The organism is Photorhabdus heterorhabditis, from assembly GCF_018448905.1.
Classification (GTDB): domain Bacteria; phylum Pseudomonadota; class Gammaproteobacteria; order Enterobacterales; family Enterobacteriaceae; genus Photorhabdus; species Photorhabdus heterorhabditis.
The window spans coordinates 50,370-67,984 of the sequence record NZ_RCWA01000017.1; the positions used below are offsets into that span (position 1 = coordinate 50,370).

General features: G+C 41.3%; 15 protein-coding genes and 2 pseudogenes. 15 read left to right on the forward strand and 2 right to left on the reverse strand.

The annotated features are described in order from the left end of the window. Nucleotides 1–13 precede the first annotated feature (13 nt). Nucleotides 14–187, reverse strand: a pseudogene (locus EAE89_RS12560) (IS30 family transposase); the annotation flags it as partial. A gap of 464 nt (nt 188–651) precedes the next feature. Here EAE89_RS12560 and EAE89_RS12565 point away from each other — a divergent pair. The 3 genes and pseudogenes from EAE89_RS12565 (at nt 652) to catA (ending at nt 2,032) form a co-directional block, all read left to right on the forward strand. Continuing rightward, nucleotides 652–840: a hypothetical protein gene (locus EAE89_RS12565; RefSeq protein ID WP_054479736.1), complete on the forward strand. Its 189-nt coding sequence runs from the start codon at nt 652–654 to the stop codon at nt 838–840. Between the two features lie 223 nt (nt 841–1,063). Further along, nucleotides 1,064–1,144, forward strand: a pseudogene (locus EAE89_RS24175) (lysis protein); the annotation flags it as partial. Nucleotides 1,145–1,393: 249 nt separating this feature from the next. After that, nucleotides 1,394–2,032, forward strand: a complete 639-nt coding sequence (gene catA, locus EAE89_RS12570; RefSeq protein WP_214085980.1) for a type A chloramphenicol O-acetyltransferase — start codon at nt 1,394–1,396, stop codon at nt 2,030–2,032. Between the two features lie 215 nt (nt 2,033–2,247). Here catA and EAE89_RS12575 read toward each other — a convergent pair whose 3' ends face one another. Next, nucleotides 2,248–2,658 carry a winged helix-turn-helix domain-containing protein gene (locus EAE89_RS12575; protein WP_235525477.1) on the reverse strand — a complete coding sequence of 137 codons (411 nt, stop codon included), beginning with the start codon at nt 2,656–2,658 and terminating at the stop codon, nt 2,248–2,250. Nucleotides 2,659–3,441: 783 nt separating this feature from the next. Here EAE89_RS12575 and EAE89_RS12580 point away from each other — a divergent pair. The 12 genes from EAE89_RS12580 (at nt 3,442) to EAE89_RS12635 (ending at nt 17,422) form a co-directional block, all read left to right on the forward strand. Further along, nucleotides 3,442–3,891, forward strand: a complete 450-nt coding sequence (locus EAE89_RS12580; RefSeq protein ID WP_015834130.1) for a phage tail protein — start codon at nt 3,442–3,444, stop codon at nt 3,889–3,891. 63 nt (nt 3,892–3,954) lie between these two features. After that, a complete protein-coding gene (locus EAE89_RS12585) occupies nt 3,955–5,052 on the forward strand; it encodes a phage tail sheath family protein (protein WP_054479740.1) in 1,098 nt (365 codons plus the stop codon). 30 nt (nt 5,053–5,082) lie between these two features. Beyond that, complete coding sequence (locus tag EAE89_RS12590) at nt 5,083–6,573, forward strand: phage tail sheath family protein (RefSeq protein WP_214085981.1); 1,491 nt, start codon at nt 5,083–5,085, stop codon at nt 6,571–6,573. A 53-nt stretch (nt 6,574–6,626) separates the two neighbouring features. After that, nucleotides 6,627–7,826: a phage tail sheath family protein gene (locus EAE89_RS12595; RefSeq protein WP_214085982.1), complete on the forward strand. Its 1,200-nt coding sequence runs from the start codon at nt 6,627–6,629 to the stop codon at nt 7,824–7,826. A 13-nt stretch (nt 7,827–7,839) separates the two neighbouring features. Beyond that, nucleotides 7,840–8,298: a phage tail protein gene (locus EAE89_RS12600; protein ID WP_054479746.1), complete on the forward strand. Its 459-nt coding sequence runs from the start codon at nt 7,840–7,842 to the stop codon at nt 8,296–8,298. Beyond that, nucleotides 8,295–8,474: a DUF5908 family protein gene (locus tag EAE89_RS12605; RefSeq protein ID WP_054479748.1), complete on the forward strand. Its 180-nt coding sequence runs from the start codon at nt 8,295–8,297 to the stop codon at nt 8,472–8,474. Before EAE89_RS12600 ends, EAE89_RS12605 begins: the two co-directional genes overlap by 4 nt. Continuing rightward, nucleotides 8,461–9,144, forward strand: coding sequence for a CIS tube protein (locus tag EAE89_RS12610; RefSeq protein WP_054479751.1), 684 nt, complete (start codon nt 8,461–8,463; stop codon nt 9,142–9,144). The genes EAE89_RS12605 and EAE89_RS12610 overlap by 14 nt, the downstream gene beginning before the upstream one ends. After that, the gene (locus tag EAE89_RS12615; RefSeq protein ID WP_214085983.1) at nt 9,141–10,742 is read left to right on the forward strand and encodes a phage baseplate assembly protein V; all 1,602 of its coding nucleotides are present in this window, start codon (nt 9,141–9,143) and stop codon (nt 10,740–10,742) included. The genes EAE89_RS12610 and EAE89_RS12615 overlap by 4 nt, the downstream gene beginning before the upstream one ends. Before the next feature lie 12 nt (nt 10,743–10,754). Then, nucleotides 10,755–11,198, forward strand: a complete 444-nt coding sequence (locus EAE89_RS12620; RefSeq protein WP_149617051.1) for a GPW/gp25 family protein — start codon at nt 10,755–10,757, stop codon at nt 11,196–11,198. After that, on the forward strand, nt 11,195–11,608 hold the full coding sequence (locus EAE89_RS12625; RefSeq protein WP_054479758.1) for a hypothetical protein: 414 nt from the start codon (nt 11,195–11,197) through the stop codon (nt 11,606–11,608). Before EAE89_RS12620 ends, EAE89_RS12625 begins: the two co-directional genes overlap by 4 nt. A gap of 83 nt (nt 11,609–11,691) precedes the next feature. Next, on the forward strand, nt 11,692–14,421 hold the full coding sequence (locus tag EAE89_RS12630) for a baseplate J/gp47 family protein (RefSeq protein ID WP_214085984.1): 2,730 nt from the start codon (nt 11,692–11,694) through the stop codon (nt 14,419–14,421). Continuing rightward, nucleotides 14,414–17,422, forward strand: a complete 3,009-nt coding sequence (locus tag EAE89_RS12635; protein WP_214085985.1) for a hypothetical protein — start codon at nt 14,414–14,416, stop codon at nt 17,420–17,422. Before EAE89_RS12630 ends, EAE89_RS12635 begins: the two co-directional genes overlap by 8 nt. Nucleotides 17,423–17,615: the final 193 nt, after the last annotated feature.

Genomic DNA, 17,615 nt, shown 5'->3' on the forward strand with positions numbered 1-17,615 from the left:
TAAATAATTCATTTTATGTTTTACCACCCCATGTTTTTCGGGAATGATGATGTAATCGGTTTACCACAAAATTTATTTTCTTAGCAGAGACTTCATTAAAATCGGTTCCATTTGGAAAGTATTGTCTAATTAACCCATTGATATTCTTATTGATCTCTCTTTCCCAAGACAAGTAAGGGTGGGAAAATTCCCCGATTGCGGCAGGTTTTAAAAGGTTATTGCCTGAGATGGGGGAAGATATTTCTTAGAGTATACCAACAACGAGTGAATATTATCATTGATAGAATCGATAAAGAAAATCCCAGTAATACAAATACATAATCTATTGGCTTTTCCAAAACTTTTCTCCTGCGATAGTCAAAACGTCGGAATTCCCCATCGGTTTGAAAATCTTGTAGCTGATAAAAGTGATGACTAACATATTTATCCCATTATTAATGTATTCATTGTGGATAACTTGTCTTCTAATACATGAATTAATGAACAAAATAAGTTGAAATAGCTTAGGTTATATTGCATATTGAACAGACGTAAGAACATGTGACACCACTCAAAGATAGGGTGGTTTTTTGTCAAGTAGAGTAAATTTCAAATACTGACATATTAAGGGCGTTTCTTTTCTTAAGAAAGAGCCGTATCCGAGGGGATATCATGTCATACTCAATGCAGCGAATAGAGGAAATGGCTGAAGAGATCATTTCTGGACTTTTCGCAGATGGTAGAACTCCAATGGAACAATTTGGTATTAATTGGAAGCAGGCTGAACGCTTAGAGCGTAATGCTCCCCAGATAGTTATGGGGTATGAGCCAGATGAAGATTGTTTGCAACATGTGCGTTGAGGTGTATGAAACGCAAACCAGTCGTTAAAACCCTAAAAATATGAATTCAATTATGGCCTCGCTTGGTTGCGGGGCTTTTTCATTGTCGGCTGTTGGAGCAACAGGATAAAATTGTCAGTCAGCAGGAGCGGATAAAACGCTCGTCTGATTTGGATGATAAACATATAGAGTAACTTGCTAATATTAAATCTGAAATTGACGTTTTTCAGTAACTGAACAAGATTATTTTGATCTACGAAGAATGATTGCTGAGAACGAGCAGCAAACTCAATATTTGCGGGGTGACATCAAAACTCAGCGCTAGTGAACATTAATACCAATTTTACAATGTGTTGTGTAAGTTTTCATGGTGTGGAGTCTCTTACTATCTGATTTATAAAGATAACTCTGTATTGGTGGTTATTTATTTTTAGCTAATATATAATTTTTCTTCATCAGAAACTGGGTATTTAATCCAATTTCATACCGGAGTGATTATGATCCCAATACAAACAGAAAGAGCAGCCCTTCTAATTTAATCAATTTGTTAAATTTTACATTAGAAGGGAAAAATATGAGTTACTCAAAGGTTGATATAGATCTCTGGAATAGGAAAGCGCATTTCTTGCATTTCCGTAATGTCGTGCAATGTGGATTTAGTCTGACAACAAAAATTGATATTACCCATTTGTTATCTTCGTTGGTAGAAAAACAATATAAATTCTACCCGACCATGATTTATTTAATATCAAAAGTTGTGAACTCTTACTCTGAGTTCAGAGTGGCTGTAAAAGATGAAGAATTAGTTGTATGGGATAGTGTAAATCCTGCGTATACAATCTTTCACAATGAAACAGAAACATTCTCAGCGATTTGGACTGAGTTCAATTGTGATCTGCCAGAGTTTATGAAAAACTATTCTGCTGATTATGAAACCTATAAAGATGATCTTTGTTTTTTTTCTAAACCAGAACTACCTGAAAACCACTTTCATATATCGTCAGTGCCGTGGGTAAGTTTTGATGGGTTTAACTTGAACGTTGCGAATTTTACAGATTATTTTCCACCCATATTTACGATGGGAAAATTTTACAAGAATGGAAATCAAACGCAGTTGCCTTTGGCAATTCAAGTGCATCATGCTACTTGTGATGGTTTCCATGTTGGGCGTGCTATTAATAAATTACAAGAGCTATGTGACGATTTTATTTAGTTAAAGTCAACCTGAATTTTCATAATGATGAATCATAATTAATGATTAAAGCGGCTCATGAATTTATGGAATGAGCCGCAGGCGATAGTTGAATTAATTCGGTTGTTTCTTATTTAATTTATCTCCATTTGTGAATGTTTAATAGGGTTGAAAATAAAAATTCATATTTTATTAATATTTTCTTCAATTATTAAAATATAAGTCATCATTATTTCTCAGTTAAAAAAAGGAGCAGTATATAAGATAGTAGATAACCAGATGCTTGCCGTGATGAACATGATAATAAGTTTGGTGAAACGCCAATAAGATGGCTTGGGAATTGTATTTGTGGGGATGAATGATTCGGTATTCTTAGACTGACTATCTTCTGGTTCTTTATCTTGAAATGGCAAAATAAAACGATAGCCCTGTCGGTATACTGTGTGTATTGCTTCGCCTAGCTCACAATAGCGTAGTGTCCGGCGTAACTTACAGATCAATTGCAATAGATTGGTTTCTGCTACTCCGTTTTGGCGTTCAGGCCAAACCAGCGGGATTAGCTGTTCCCGGTTTAAGGTGTTCCCTTGTGATGCATGTTCCCACAGTGCGAGTAGCAGGCGTTTCTCTTTCTCCGTAATGATAAACATATTCTTACCATGGATTATTTTGTTGGAGTCACAGTCCAAATAAACATCTCTAGTTATTTTCAGCATAACGCATTCTCTGCCTCTGTTTAATGTGTTTAGTGTTTACCTATCCGCTATAGCCAGGAGACTCAAATAGGCTTATGCCTGTTAAAATTTATATAATTTCTGCATTAATAATGCAAGAAAATAAATAATTTAAAATTTTTATTTTGTTTTGTAATGCATGTTATTTTTCTGATTTTTATTGAGAAATAAAATTAATGATAATTATTTATTTATCAATTTTATTTATATTTTTGATGGCGGTTATTTTTATTTATGAAATAAAGGGGCGTTTTATAATATAGATAAAAATTTTTTAGGTATTATTGGATTTTTATAAATCATTTTTATGCGAATTAGAGAATAGATGACTATGAGTGATGCCCCAGCTAACTGGGAAGTATTGGGTGATTGTTGGGTAATTGTATTGAATCATTGAGCAAAAGCAGCGATAAAAATAATTAGTTTTTATTTTTAACTTTTATTTAGGTATGGGTGAGTGACTATTGATCAGCGAATGGCTCTAGTGTGATGTTTATCACGTACTAATCACGTACTAATCACGTACTAATTTAGTGGGTTCAGGTGTTAGTTAGGTCGCCTCATTTCTTCTATGAGGATTTGGATATAAAAGCCGGGCTAATACACCAGAGGAATTAGGCGTGATACCTAAGGGCGGTAGCGTACCTGAAATGATGAGTGTTTTAGCTCAATATAAATTTTTTTAGGAAGGAAATAACGATGTCTACAACTGCCGATCAAATTGCTGTTCAATACCCAATCCCAACCTATCGTTTTGTCGTTACCATTGGTGATGAACAAATGTGTTTTCAAAGTGTATCAGGATTAGATATCAGCTATGACACAATTGAATATCGTGATGGAGTAGGTAACTGGCTACAAATGCCTGGACAGCGTCAAAGACCGACTATTACCTTGAAGCGAGGTATCTTTAAAGGGCAATCTAAGTTGTACGATTGGATTAATTCTATTTCTCTTAATCAGATAGAGAAGAAAGATATTTCTATTAGTCTGACCGATGAAACAGGTTCAAATCTGCTGATTACCTGGAATATCGCTAATGCTTTCCCAGAAAAGCTAACTGCTCCCAGTTTTGATGCAACCAGTAATGAAGTTGCGGTGCAAGAGATAAGCTTGAAAGCAGATCGGGTTACTGTTGAATTCCATTAATACACTGTTTGGTGTCAGGAATAATCTGGCACGTTAATACAGTGCTTTTTAAAGGCTAATATTATGACAATTGATACATCTTATCCGGGTGTCTATATTGAAGAAGATGCTTCATTGGCACTTTCTGTCCGTACAAGTGCAACGGCAGTGCCTGTTTTTGCTGTTGCAAATAACAATTTATTAATGTCAGCGACCCATATTCGCATTAGTAGCTGGTTGGACTATCTGACACGAAAAGGAGGGCAATTTAATCCCACTGACATGCTTGATATTTCACTACGTGCTTATTTTATTCATGGCGGTGGATATGGTTATCTGGTTAAAACCAAAGATTTAGCCAGCCAGGTTCCAGAACTTGATGATGTAACCTTGTTGGTTGCTGCCGGAGAAGATATCAAAGAGGCTGTAAGTACACTTTGTAAACCGGGTAAAGGATTATTCGCCATTTTTGATGGCCCAAAGAGTGATAGTGAAATAAAAGAACCCGAAAAAATACTTCAATCTTACCCTGCGACCCCTTACGGGGCAGTTTACTATCCCTGGCTAACAGCTGAATGGGGAGATAAAAAAGCTCCCGTTGATATTCCACCCAGTGCCGTGATGGCCGGTATTTATGCCAATGTCGATAACAGCCGGGGGGTTTGGCAAGCACCGGCTAACGTCCCTATTCAAGGCGGATTACAACCTAAATACCCGGTGACTGATGATTTACAAGGGGAATATAACAAAGGTAAAGAAAAGTCAGATAAGGCGTTGAATATGATCCGTACCTTTCCTAAGGGCAGCACGCTTGTCTGGGGAGCCAGAACACTTGAAGGTAGTGATAACTGGCGTTATATCTCGGTTCGTCGCCTGTTTAACAGTGCAGAAAGGGATATCAAAAACGCCATGAGTTTCGCGGTATTTGAACCCAACAGCCAACCCACCTGGGAGGTTGTGCGCCGGGCTATTGATAATTATCTCTATTCCCTTTGGCAACAAGGCGGATTAGTGGGAAATAAAGCTGATCAGGCTTATTTCGTTCAAGTTGGTAAAGGCACCACGATGACTGATGATGATATTAAACAGGGCAAAATGATCGTCAAAGTGGGTATGGCGGCGGTTCGTCCGGCTGAATTTATTATTTTGCAGTTTAGCCAGTCAATTGGGCAAGCTCGGTAAAAATCATCTAAATTGAATGAGGACGTTATAATGCCTTCTGTCGCATATACTACACCCGGTGTCTATATTGAAGAGGATGCTTCACTCTCGTTATCAATTAGCACCAGCCCAACAGCGATTCCGGTTTTTATTGGTAAGTTTTTTAGAAAAGATGGAACCCCGATAAAACCGGGTAGTTGTATTAAAATCACCAGTTGGTTGGATTTTACCTCACAGTTTTCGTTTTCGCCTGTAGTGTCAGTAAAGGCTGAGGCTACCAAGGTTGAACTTAAGCCTAAGCCTGAACCTGAACTTGAACCTAAGCCTAAAACTACGGAACCAAAAGACATTCAGAGACTTGCTGTTACTGAAGGTAGTGATTCGCTAGAGAAAGAAAAAGAGAAAAAGGAAGGAGAGGAAAAGGAGGTTAAATACACCTATACCTATGTTGCCACTATCACAGAAATTTCTTTAAGTGCCTTTGCTGTGCAGCATTATTTTAATAATGGCGGTGGTATCTGTTATTTGTTGCCATTGGTAGCAACTGATGCAGGTACTGCGACAACAGAATTAGCAACGCTGCCAGACCTGATTGAAAAACAGCAGGAGATCACTTTACTGCTCTGTGCTGAAACGGATGAAACGTTAAAACCTCATACAAAACAGGCTGTTTACGATGCGATAAATTCCTTGTTGCAAAAAAAAGTGGGTTATTTTCTGATTGCTGACAGTAAAGATGGAACAAATAAGCCAACGACCCAACCGGATAAAACCGCTGTCTATTACCCTGATTTAGAGACCTCTTTTACTTATAACCCGCCAACGGATGCTGATATTGTGTTAAGGGGTTATCAGGGGAATAAAGAGGTGAATACGCTAGCTGATCTGAATACGGATTCACCAAAAGAGTATAAAGAAGAGTATGAAAAAGCTAAAAAATTAGCTTATGACAAATGGCAGGCAGCTAACGTACCCACAACACCAATTACCTTGCCACCCAGCGCCGCCGTTGCGGGTGCTTATGCGGCAACCGATGCTAGTCGTGGTGTTTGGAAAGCGCCCGCCAACGTAGCATTGAATAATGCTAAACCAAACAAGGTGATCACCGATGATAAGCAAGGTGCTATGAATAAAGCGGGCATTAATGCTATCCGTCACTTTACTGGTAAAGGCACCCTGATTTGGGGCGCACGTACCCTGAAAGAAAGTGATGACTGGTGCTATATTCCGGTACGTCGCTTATTTAATAGTGCAGAACGGGATATCAAACAGGCAATGCAAGTTGCTGTCTTTGAACCCAATAGCCAACCCACCTGGGAGCGAGTACGGTCAGCCATTGACAATTATCTCCACCAACTTTGGCAGCAAGGGGCGCTGGTCGGTAGTCACCTTCAGGAAGCCTATTTTGTGCAAATTGGTCAAGGTATCACCATGTCCGAGACAGATATTAGGGACGGAAAAATGATCGTCAAGGTTGGGATGGCGGCGGTCCGTCCGGCTGAATTTATTATCCTGCAATTTTCGCAAAACGTAGCACAGTAACTGCATTAAGACGCGGTTTAGCGCTGCGTCTGTTTACTGCTAAGGAGATGATCATGGAGATGATAAAACAGCCAGGCGTAACCGTAACGGAAAACCTAATATCGCAGAAACAGGATAATGAATTCATCGGGGTACCTGTTTTTATCGGTGATATCCAACGTCTTGTAAACGAAAGCAGTCGCGATAAAGCCGTTAAACTCACTAGTCTGACCGATTTTACTCTGACATTTGCTCAGTCAGGATTAACGTACTATTCCGTGCGCCATTTCTTTGAAAATGGGGGACAGCAAGCCTATGTATTGCCACTGGGTCTTAATGCGCAATTAAAAGATTTTCAATCATTGATCACTGCGTTACAACAGGATTGGATTAAACAGGTCATTTCCGCAGAGAGTGCTATCACACTGATTGTCATTCCTGATATTGCCCGCTTTAATCGGATGGGTGATCCCAGCGCAAAAATAGATCTTTGGTTGCAGTTTTGGCAGTCAGTGCTCGATCTTTGTAAGAGCCGGCGTGGCATTATAGGATTGTTGGATGCCCCTGATGACCTAGCACTGGCGGCTAAATGTTTAGAGCAATTTTCCTCAAGTGATCGGCAATGGGGCGCGGTATATTGGCCAGCACTGAACAGTGCTTACCAAGACGCAGGACAAAATACTGTCGTACTTTCGCCTACGGCTGCGGTTGCTGCTGTCATTCAGAGTAACGATAAACGGAAAGGCATATGGACTGCTCCCGCTAATGTGGCTTTAGCCAAAGTGGTGAGTCCGATACGCTCTTTTATTGAAGCTAATGCCTTCTTTAATCGGGATGATGACACCCCGTTGAATCTGATTCGCAGTTTTCCCGGCAAAGGGATAAAAATCTGGGGATGTCGCACTCTGGACAACACACCCGACTCTCCCTGGCGCTATATTCAAATTCGCCGTCTGGTTTCCTATATTGAAGCTCATATGACCCGACTCGGCCATGCTTTCGTTTTCGAGCCAAATAACCCGATTACTTGGATGAAACTTAAAGGCCAAACTTATAACTGGCTACATCAGCTGTGGTTAAAAGGTGGACTGCGGGGGACTGAGGAAGAACGGGCATTTGACATCTTACTCGGTGTTGATGAGTCAATGAGTGAAGCGGATATGCGGGCCGGGAAAATGATCATGAAAATCAGGCTAGCGCTGTTAATTCCGTCAGAATTTATTGAGCTGAGTCTGACGTTTGATACGCGTACCGGTACAACCAGGTTAAGTTAAACAGGGGCAAAATATGCAAAACTTCTACACCCCGTCAGTATCACACCGTTTTATCGCCAGTTTTTTGTTTAACAATATTCCCAGTCCACTTGATATTGCCTTTCAGCGGATCTCGGGTCTGAGCCGTGAACTGCAAACCACCCAACACAGCCAGGGTGGAGAAAATGCTAGAAATGTTTGGCTGGCCGATAAGATCCAACATGGCAGTTTGGTGTTGGAACGCGGTGTGATGACGGTGACGCCGCTCACTCTGGTATTTGATCATGTCCTGCGTGGGGAAAAAGCGATTTATGCTGATGTGGTCATTATGTTGCTGAATGAAAATTATTTACCCGTGGCAAGCTGGACAGTGAGTAACGCCTTACCGGTTCGTTGGTCTACCGGTGACTTTGATGCCAAAAGCAATGCTGTTTTGGTGAACTCTTTGGAATTACGTTATCAGGATATGCTCTGGTTAGGAGTGACAGTATGACGGTAGAAATTAAAGAACTGATTATTCGGGCCAAAGTCACTGATTCCATGAGTGATTCATCATCTCCACGAACATTAGTTCAGGAAGAGTTAGATAATGCCCGCTTGATTGAAAGGGTGAAGCGAGAGGTGCTAGAGGCATTACGTGAAGCAGGAGGTCATTATGAGCTTAATTGAACGTAGTCTGTCCAAACTCACGCTGACTGCTTTTAAAGATCGGGAAGGTAAAATCTTGGTGGGCAGTTTACAGGTCATGTATAACCCGGATGCAATCCAGTTCAATTATCAGGCCAGTTATAAAAAGGAAGAAAGCGTTACCGGTACCTACCAAAGCAACCAATATGTATCGTCTCAGCCTGCTGGCTTGTCATTAAATCTGTTGTTTGATGCCTCTATGCCCGGCAACAATACGCCGATCGAAACCCAGCTGGCGATCCTGAAAACCCTCTGTGCCGTTGATGCTGGCACTAAAGCCCCCCATTACCTTAAAATCAAATGGGGCAAAATGCGCTGGGAAAATAAAGGTTATTTTGCTTGTCGGGCCAACGGCCTCAATATTCATTACACCTTATTTGACCGGGATGCTACGCCGTTGCGGGCAACTGCCACCTTATCTGTGGTGGCAGATGAAAGTTTTGTTATTCAAGCTACCGAGCAACAATTAAAATCGCCACCGGTTACTGCGGTCAGTGTAACCGATATGCTCTCTCTACCTTTGATCGCACTGGGTGCCGGCGCTTCTCTGGCAGGCGGTATCGATTATCTCTCTCTGGCTTGGCAAAACGGTTTGGATAATCTGGATGATTTCACGCCAGGACAAACGCTGCAAGCACGGAGGAAGGCATGAATATACCCGAGATAGCCATTAAGATAGATGGCAAAACGCTCAGCCAATTTACGGTTATCAGTCTGACAATCAACCACCATATTAATGGTATTCCTTCGGCTAACATGACTTTGGGTATCGTTGGTGATGTGAGTCATATATTCGAGGCAAAGGCTCAGGCTGAATTGACAAATTGCCGCCCGAATCATGAGCTTATCGTGCAGGTCCAAAAAAAAGTGTTATTTAAAGGTGTCATCGTTCGGCAGGCACTGGGGCTTAAAGGTCAGGACAGCATGATTATGCTGACGGCAAAACATCCGCTGCAAAAATTAACGCACAGTTTCCACTCGCAGCTATTTAGTAAACAGAGTGATGAGGCGATTATCAGAAAGCTATTCAGTCAAGCGGGCCTATCTGTGACAATAAAACAGGCCCCTCAGCTGAAAACGGTTCATGAGCAAATGGTTCAGTTTCGCTGTAATGACTGGGCATTCTTAAAAAGTCGGCTTAATGCCACTCATACTTGGTTGTTACCCGGTCACGATGCTATTACGTTGGTCACACCGGAGTCACTTAATCATTCAACCGTGCATACTCTTCGTCAGCGTGGTAGTCATCAGGACGTTGTGTTATTTGAAGCTAATCTGCAATGGGATAATCAGCGTAGTCCTAAAATGGTCAGTGTGCAATCTTGGGATATTAGCCAACAAAAACTATCGAAGGCCATTCAAGTAAAAAATAGTGGACTGGGTCAAAACCAACTTGCTATAGACAATCTGAAATCATTGACTGACCAGGAATGGCAATGGATTTTCAGCTATCCGTTGGATAATGAACAAACTCAACATGTTGCTCAAGGCATCATGGACAACCGGAGAAGTCATAACATATCTGGCAGTTTTGAAGTTGAAGGTAATGATCGCTATCAACCGGGTCATATTCTGGCATTAAACGGCTTTGGTCAGGGGATGGATGGTCAGGCAATTATTACCGGTGTCAGTCAGACAATCACTCAGCGACAAGGTTGGCGTACCCGGTTAACTTTAGGCATGCAATCAGACGCAGAACAGGCTGTACCGCAAGTTAAAGAGTTACATGTCGGTATCGTGGAGAAATACCAACAAGACAGCCAGTCACTGGAGCGTATCCCGGTTAAAATCCCCGCTTTTAACTTGACCAATGGTGTGCTTTTTGCCCGGCTGGGTAAACCTTATGCCAGTCATGAAAGTGGATTTTGCTTCTATCCAGAGCCGGGGGATGAGGTGATTATCGGTTTCTTTGAATGCGATCCCCGTTTCCCGGTGATATTAGGCTCCATGCACAACCCTAAAAATAAATCGCCGTTAAAACCCAGTGAAAAAAATTTGGTGAAAACGTTAGTGATTAAACAGGGGGATAACCAGCAGGCATTGCTATTCGATAATGAAGATAAAACGCTCGCTTTTAATAGTGGCAAAAATACGTTATCTCTGCAACAGGATAAAGATATCACGATGAGTTCTGCTAAAAATATAATAGCGCATGCACAGGAAATTCATATTCAGGCTGAAAAATCCCTGTCAGCCGCTGGAAAGTCTGGGGTAGAGATTAAAGGGGCGAAAATTAATTTAACCCAATAATAGGAAAGTAAAATGACAAACAAAATATTGGCTGATATTTATGGTCGGGGCTGGGCATTTCCGCCACAGTTTTTTATCGATGAAAATATTCCTGAAACACAATCCGGCGTAAAAATGGCGGAAGGAGCCGAGCATGTTCGCCAGAGTATGAAAATCCTTTTTTTAACGGAACCTGGCGAGCGGATTATGCGTGAAGATTATGGTTGTGGCCTGAATGATTATATGTTTGAAAATATCAGTGATGAACTGATAGCACGAATTCAAACGCGCATTGAAGAGCGAGTATTACGTTATGAACCCCGTGCAGAAGTGACAGAAATTCAGGGGAGCCAGAGAACCGATTTGCCTAATACCTTACATGTTCAGGTGACTTATGCCCTGAGAGGTAGCGAAATTAGCCAGCAAATTGAAGGTATTCTTGAGATTGGCGAAGGGCCGATACGGGTGATCTTATGAGTAAACAACTGGTTGTTGATGGCGACATCCTGCTATTCGAACCGTTGTTTGGTAACCGGCAGGTCATCATTTTGGGGCCGGCAACCATCAGAGGCAGCGGGCACGCGCAAATCCGGGGGAAAAAGATCGTTATTGTGGGGGACGAAAAAAAAGTACAGTTTCAAGCGCAATATATTACCCCCAGCCACCCGATACCCGGTATGGGCATGGTCACCATTGCTCAGTTAGATGCCAGCCAGCAGGTAAACTTTTGTCGCAGCCCTGTCACGGTGATTATTGTTGGGCAACAATTTACTGCCCGTTTTACGCCGTCACAACCAGCAACTAGTCAGGCTGGCCCAGATGTGACAGCACCCAGTATGGGAAAAGGCCGTTTTATTGCCAGTCAATATGCCGTTAGTGCCGGGTAGATAACAGTTTAATCTTATTTTCAAATAATCATGATCTCCTGAAAACATATTAAGGTTATATTCAAATAACAGGTGGCGTAAATATGGAACAGACCGGATTAAATAATAAACTTACCGCTATCGTACCGGATACCAATTTTAAACTTGATGAAAGAAGTATGTTGGATATTTTAAATTGGCTTAAAACATATGCGGAAAAAATTCCCTTTGATCAGGAGAAAAAGAAATTCTGGGATAGTTTCTACTTTATTCAGGAAAATCATCCTCAGCAATTAGTGGATATTTACCAAAATGTGCATAAAGCAAATGGCCTTTTACCCGCCCATCAGGCATTTTTACTGGCTTTTTTAAAACTATTAGAAACAACTAAAATATTATTCAATACCTTCCCGGCACGGCATCGTAATCTTTATTACCGGGAGTTATTGGGTTTGAAACCCAGAAATGCGCGGGCGGATCAGGTTGCAATAGGTATTACCCTGAATGCTGATTGTGCCGAATATCTTATTCCAAAAGGAACACTTTTTGATGCCGGGCATGATAGGGCGGGAAATCCGTTACAGTATGTGACCGAATCCGATTTATTAGCGAATCAGGGGGCATTAACCGATTTGCGTTGGTATCGAAAAGAGGGTGATGGCTGGCAATCGGCAATACTATTGAATCTTGCAGAGAGCATTAAATTACCAGAAAACGATATCCGGCTTTTTAGCCCAACATCTAATGATGTTTCAGTGCTTTCAGGCTATCTGATTACTTCGCCTCTATTTACCATGTCAGCAGGAAAACGCAGTATTAAAGTGACACTGGCGAACAAGTGGGAAGGTAATCGTGATCACATCATTGCTCAGATCAGTTCGGGAGATCATTGGCTTTCACTGCCGAAACCTTCTGTAACAACAGAAGTAAAAGAAAATACTGACGTCCATTGCCTTACATTTTACTTGTCAGCTAACCATGATCCCATCACTCCGCCTGATGGTTTGGATAATATGACGTTTGATGTACCGGTGTTAAAGCTAGGTACCACTCAAGGCTCTACTCTACCTAAAATTACCGAGATCGAAGTCAATGTTAATGGTAACCGCAGTGTGTACTATGCCTCTGATGGCGGTATTGAACAAACGGATACAACCAGTTTTCCCTTTGGTCAATTGCCGTCGTTAGGCTCCGGTTTTAATTTGGTTGCCCCGGAATGGTATGGCTCTGAAAACGCAACATTGACGATTACGCCTCAATGGGTTGGCTTGCCGCAACAAAATTTTTCACAATGGTATGCAGCATATGATACTAAACCCGATAATAAGGCATTTGAGATTCAGGGTTATTTAGTTACTCCTAATAAGGAAAAAAAGACGATTAATGGACTCCAGTCATTATTCGATGGAGCTAATGAACCCCAAGGGCAAAGTCTAACGTTTACCTTACCGGCAATGGATTACCCTCTTGCAGACAGTCCAGAACCTAATGATTGGCCTGCATCGGTGCGTATAGAACTGGCCAAGCAAGATTTTATGCACCCCCAATACTGGAAAAATCCCAAAGATAAGAATTTACCCTATACGCCACAAATCAGTGCGTTACAGGTTCAATTCAGCGCTAAAGCCAAACCTGAACAATTTGCCGTTTATCCTCTGGCACCTTTTGGCCGTGGCGAGGCAGCAGCGGAAACGTCAGCATTCACCCATGAAGCATTTTATTTGGGATTTACCGGTGTACTGCCAGGGCAAACGCTATCCTTATATTGGCAGTTAGAAGGTCTTAAAGCGCTTAATTTATCCTGGTTTTATCTCAACAAACACAACATCTGGAGTCCATTGGATAAACGAGTTCACGATCAAACGCGTAATCTGTTTGATCGGGGTATCTGGCGTGCCTTATTACCAGAGGACGCGGCAAATCAAGTCGCTCTGATGCCGACGGGCCGGTACTGGCTGAAAGCAGAGATAACCAATCAGATTAAACCTCAAGATTATCCACGTATTAAGGGCCTGCTGTATAACGCCACAATCGCCACCTTAATTAATTCAGAAACGGTTGAGCAGGATCATTTTATCAATGGATTGGCCGCCGACAGTATTAAACAACTGGTCACTGCATCCGTTGCAATCAATGGTATTACCCAACCTTGGGCGTCCTGGAATGGTCACCCGCCAGAAACTGAGCAAGCCTTTTTGAAACGGATTCCTACCCGGCTGTCTCATCGTAACCGAGCGTTGAGTTGGGGGAATATGGTGACATTGCTAAAAGATCATTTTATTAGCTTATTTGATGTCAGACACCATTCTGGCAGTAAATTAACCACTATTCCGGCACCAGAAAAGCAACAATTGATCGTGATCCCGGACAACCGTTACAAAGATAACGATGATGCGCTACGCCCGAAATTGAACGCGGCTCAATTGAAAGAGATGATTGAGTGGTTAGGTCGATTAAGTAGCCCTTGGGTAGACATTGAAATTAGCAATCCTACTTATGTTGACGTCCTGATCCGTTATCACCTGGCATTTGTTTCCGGTATTAGTCCCGCTTATGGCTATGATCAACTACAACGAGAATTGAGTCGGCAATATATGCCATGGGGGGAAAATCCTGTTATCGGTGTCGCAATCGGGAGTCACATTGATTATTACCAGTTGTTAGCCACGATTCAGCGATCACCTTTGGTTGAGCGGGTCACTGGCTTAACTTTGCAAAAAGGCAGCCAGAGTGTAGGTGATAAAGGTAAAAGTATTGAAGCTGACGATAATGAAGTACTGATTTTAGTTTGGCCTGAAAAGAATTCATTAAATCAAGGAGTTAACAATGAATAATCAGGATGCATTGTTTTCCATCGTTAAAGACGATATTGCCTTTGATACCTTACTCACTCAAGCAAAAGCGATTATTAAGCAACAATCCGGGCAATGCTGGAGTGATATGGGGGAAAATGATCCCGGTATTACGCTATTAGAAGCCTGTTGCTATGGTGCATCCGATTTAGCCTATCGCCATTCATTACCACTTCGAGATCTCCTTACCCCTAAACCAGAAGAACGGACATCCGGTGATGGTATTTTTCCACAAGAATTTGGTCCGCAACAAATGCTGACTTGTGGCCCCATTACGGCGGAGGATTATCGCCGGGCCTTGTTGGATTTGCACAGTGGCGACACTTTACATAGTGGCGACACTTTACATAGTGGCAACACTTTACATAGTTGCGACACAGTTAATGGTTATTTTTTATTTAATGATGTGCTGCTGGTATGTGAGCCTAAAGGCCAACGCTATGAATACTGGTATAACAAAGAGAAACGTGAATATAGATTTAAAAATTCTGGAACAGATAGCCAATTAACCCTAAGAGGAAACTACTGGCTTTATTTACTCCCCAGCCGGGAAACTGAAACCAATAAAACTCAGGCTGAGGAAATCCTGAAAGACTTCTTGCGGAACAACCGTAACCTGGGAGAGTTTGTCAGTAAAATTATTTGGCTGGAACCCGTCGATCTACCATTACAGATTGATATTCAGCTAAATGATGATGTCAAAGATATCGCTGACATATTGGCTAAAATTTATATGACAGCGGAAGAAATAGTGATTGAAAAGCCATTACGCTATACCACTGAGGCAATGAAGGAACAGGATTACAGTAATGAAGAAATTTTTGATGGGCCTTATTTACATCACGGTTGGATACCTCAATTACCGCCGATTAAAAATTACGACGGCTCGATGGTATTAAAGCTAAGTCCTCTGGTTAACCGATTATTGACGATTAAAGGTGTTCAAAGTGTCACCCGGCTGGAATTAGGCGAATATGATACTCACCTTATTTCTCCGATATCGGGCGATAATTGGTCCTGGAAAATTGTTAAAGAACATTATTATCCCAGACTATGGGGCCAAGATCCCTTAGCATTGATTACCTCACCAAACGGCCCGCTGACTATTATTGCTAAAGGTGGTGTGAAAGTTTCGGTTTCTAAAGAAGATATAGAGAAAAAGCTCATTACAGAACCGCTGATTGATACACGGGCAGAATTATTAAACTGGGGAAAACATCGTAAAGTCCGGGATTACTATCCGGTGAGCAATAAATTACCTGCCTGTTATGGATTGCAGACTGACGCTAATACTCAACAACAAAAACAATTGCATCAATTTATGCTGCCTTTTGAACAAATGTTGGCTAATGGCTGCGCTGAACTCGCTTTATTGCCAAAACTATTGGCTTTTAAACAGCGAGGAAATGCAGTATACGGTGTGCAATGGCCTTTTAAAACGAATACGATAAGTCAAAAAGTGCATCAGGAAATAATGCCTGACTTAATTAAGAAGTTAAATGATGATGCGCAAATCGACAGTAATGACGGAAGTTATTCTAAGGAATTGGAAATTCTGGATTACCTATTAGGCTATTTTGGTGCTCATCGTGCAGCCAGACCTCTGATACTTAGCCGACAGGATTTTCTATCTACCCAGCGCGGTTACTTAGCTCAACAACCAGAATTGGCCTATCACCGTAATAATATTCGTATTGATAAGGTGTCGGCACTGCAAAAACGGATTGCAGCTCGGCTGGGTTTGGGGAAAAAATGTTTCAATGAACCACCAGATCTGGCAGACCTTCCTTTTTACTTGATTGAGCATCGTCGGCTTTTACCCGTAAAATCTAATGCGAAATTCGACAAGGAGCAAGAGCCTGATGCTCTGGATATTAAGGATAACCCTAGTTCTAAAAGCCATCATTTAATTATTACCCAGAAAAAAGAAGTGGTAGGGCAGTTACTGCGCGGGCAAATGATTGACCTGATTATTAAAGGCGATAATGGATTCACATTGCGGGGGCAAATAATTACTAAAATTACGGAAAAATCATTTTATCTTGATACCCATAACAGTGTGGTTTTGGAACACAGACTGAAAGAAGTCCAGCAGGCATTTGATAATAATAATTTATTCTGGTGTGATAGTCCGGTGTGGTTAGAAGATATGGATTATCAACTGGTTTATGACGATAAATTACATGAAAGTAGTGGAAAAGATGAACGATGGATTGTCTCTAATGCCTACAGCCCTTTCCCTGCAATGATCAATAAAGGTGATGAAATCACCCTGAAATATGTCATTACATCTCATGTATCACCAAGAAATACGTCGATGGGTTCAGATTCTCCATCAGATTATGAGCTAAAAGCCAAGATAATGGACTTTGATCGTATTGAGGGTTGGATAAAACTCGAAAAAATGGCAGATCAGAAACATAATTTTCCACCAGAGGAAGAAGCGTGGCGTTATCGTTGGTATTTCTCCAGTGAAAAATATGCTTATACCGATCGTTTTTCATTTGTCGTCAGTGTAGTGATTAATCGCCAGTTAATTGGGAATAATAGTCATGTTGATCCTCACAAACTGGAATCTTGGATAAAAACTGAGATTTTAGCTGAATTCCCGGCGCATATTTCTATGATTATTCATTGGTTGTCACCAGAACGTTTTAAAAATTTTGCCAGCACTTATAAGCGTTGGCAAAATAATGGTGCTCCTTTAGGGGATGAAGCCTATCATATATTAGAAATGTTAACCTTGGGTCGTTTGCCTTCGGCATTAACCGGTACGGGAAATTTGCGCATTGCGACTGAAAAACAGAAAAATGAAGTCATCAAAGAACCTAATGATGAATTGCGTGCTAAGATGATTGAGAGTGACCAACTGTTATATGTACCAGGAGTTCAGATAAATACGGAGATTAATGAAGATAGTGATAAAAATACATTATCTGAACATTCTCAATCTCAGTCTGAAAATGATAAAAACAAAGATTAATTTACATATGAGAAGGGGTAATGTGTCATCATAATAGGAACCATTTATTTTACTATTAAATTAATTATCTTTTATACCCTATGGATTTCAAGATGCATCGCGGCGGCAAGGGAGCGAATCCCCGGGAGCATAGATAACACTGTGACCGGGGTGAGTGAGTGCAGCCAACAAAGAAGCAACTTGAAAGATGACG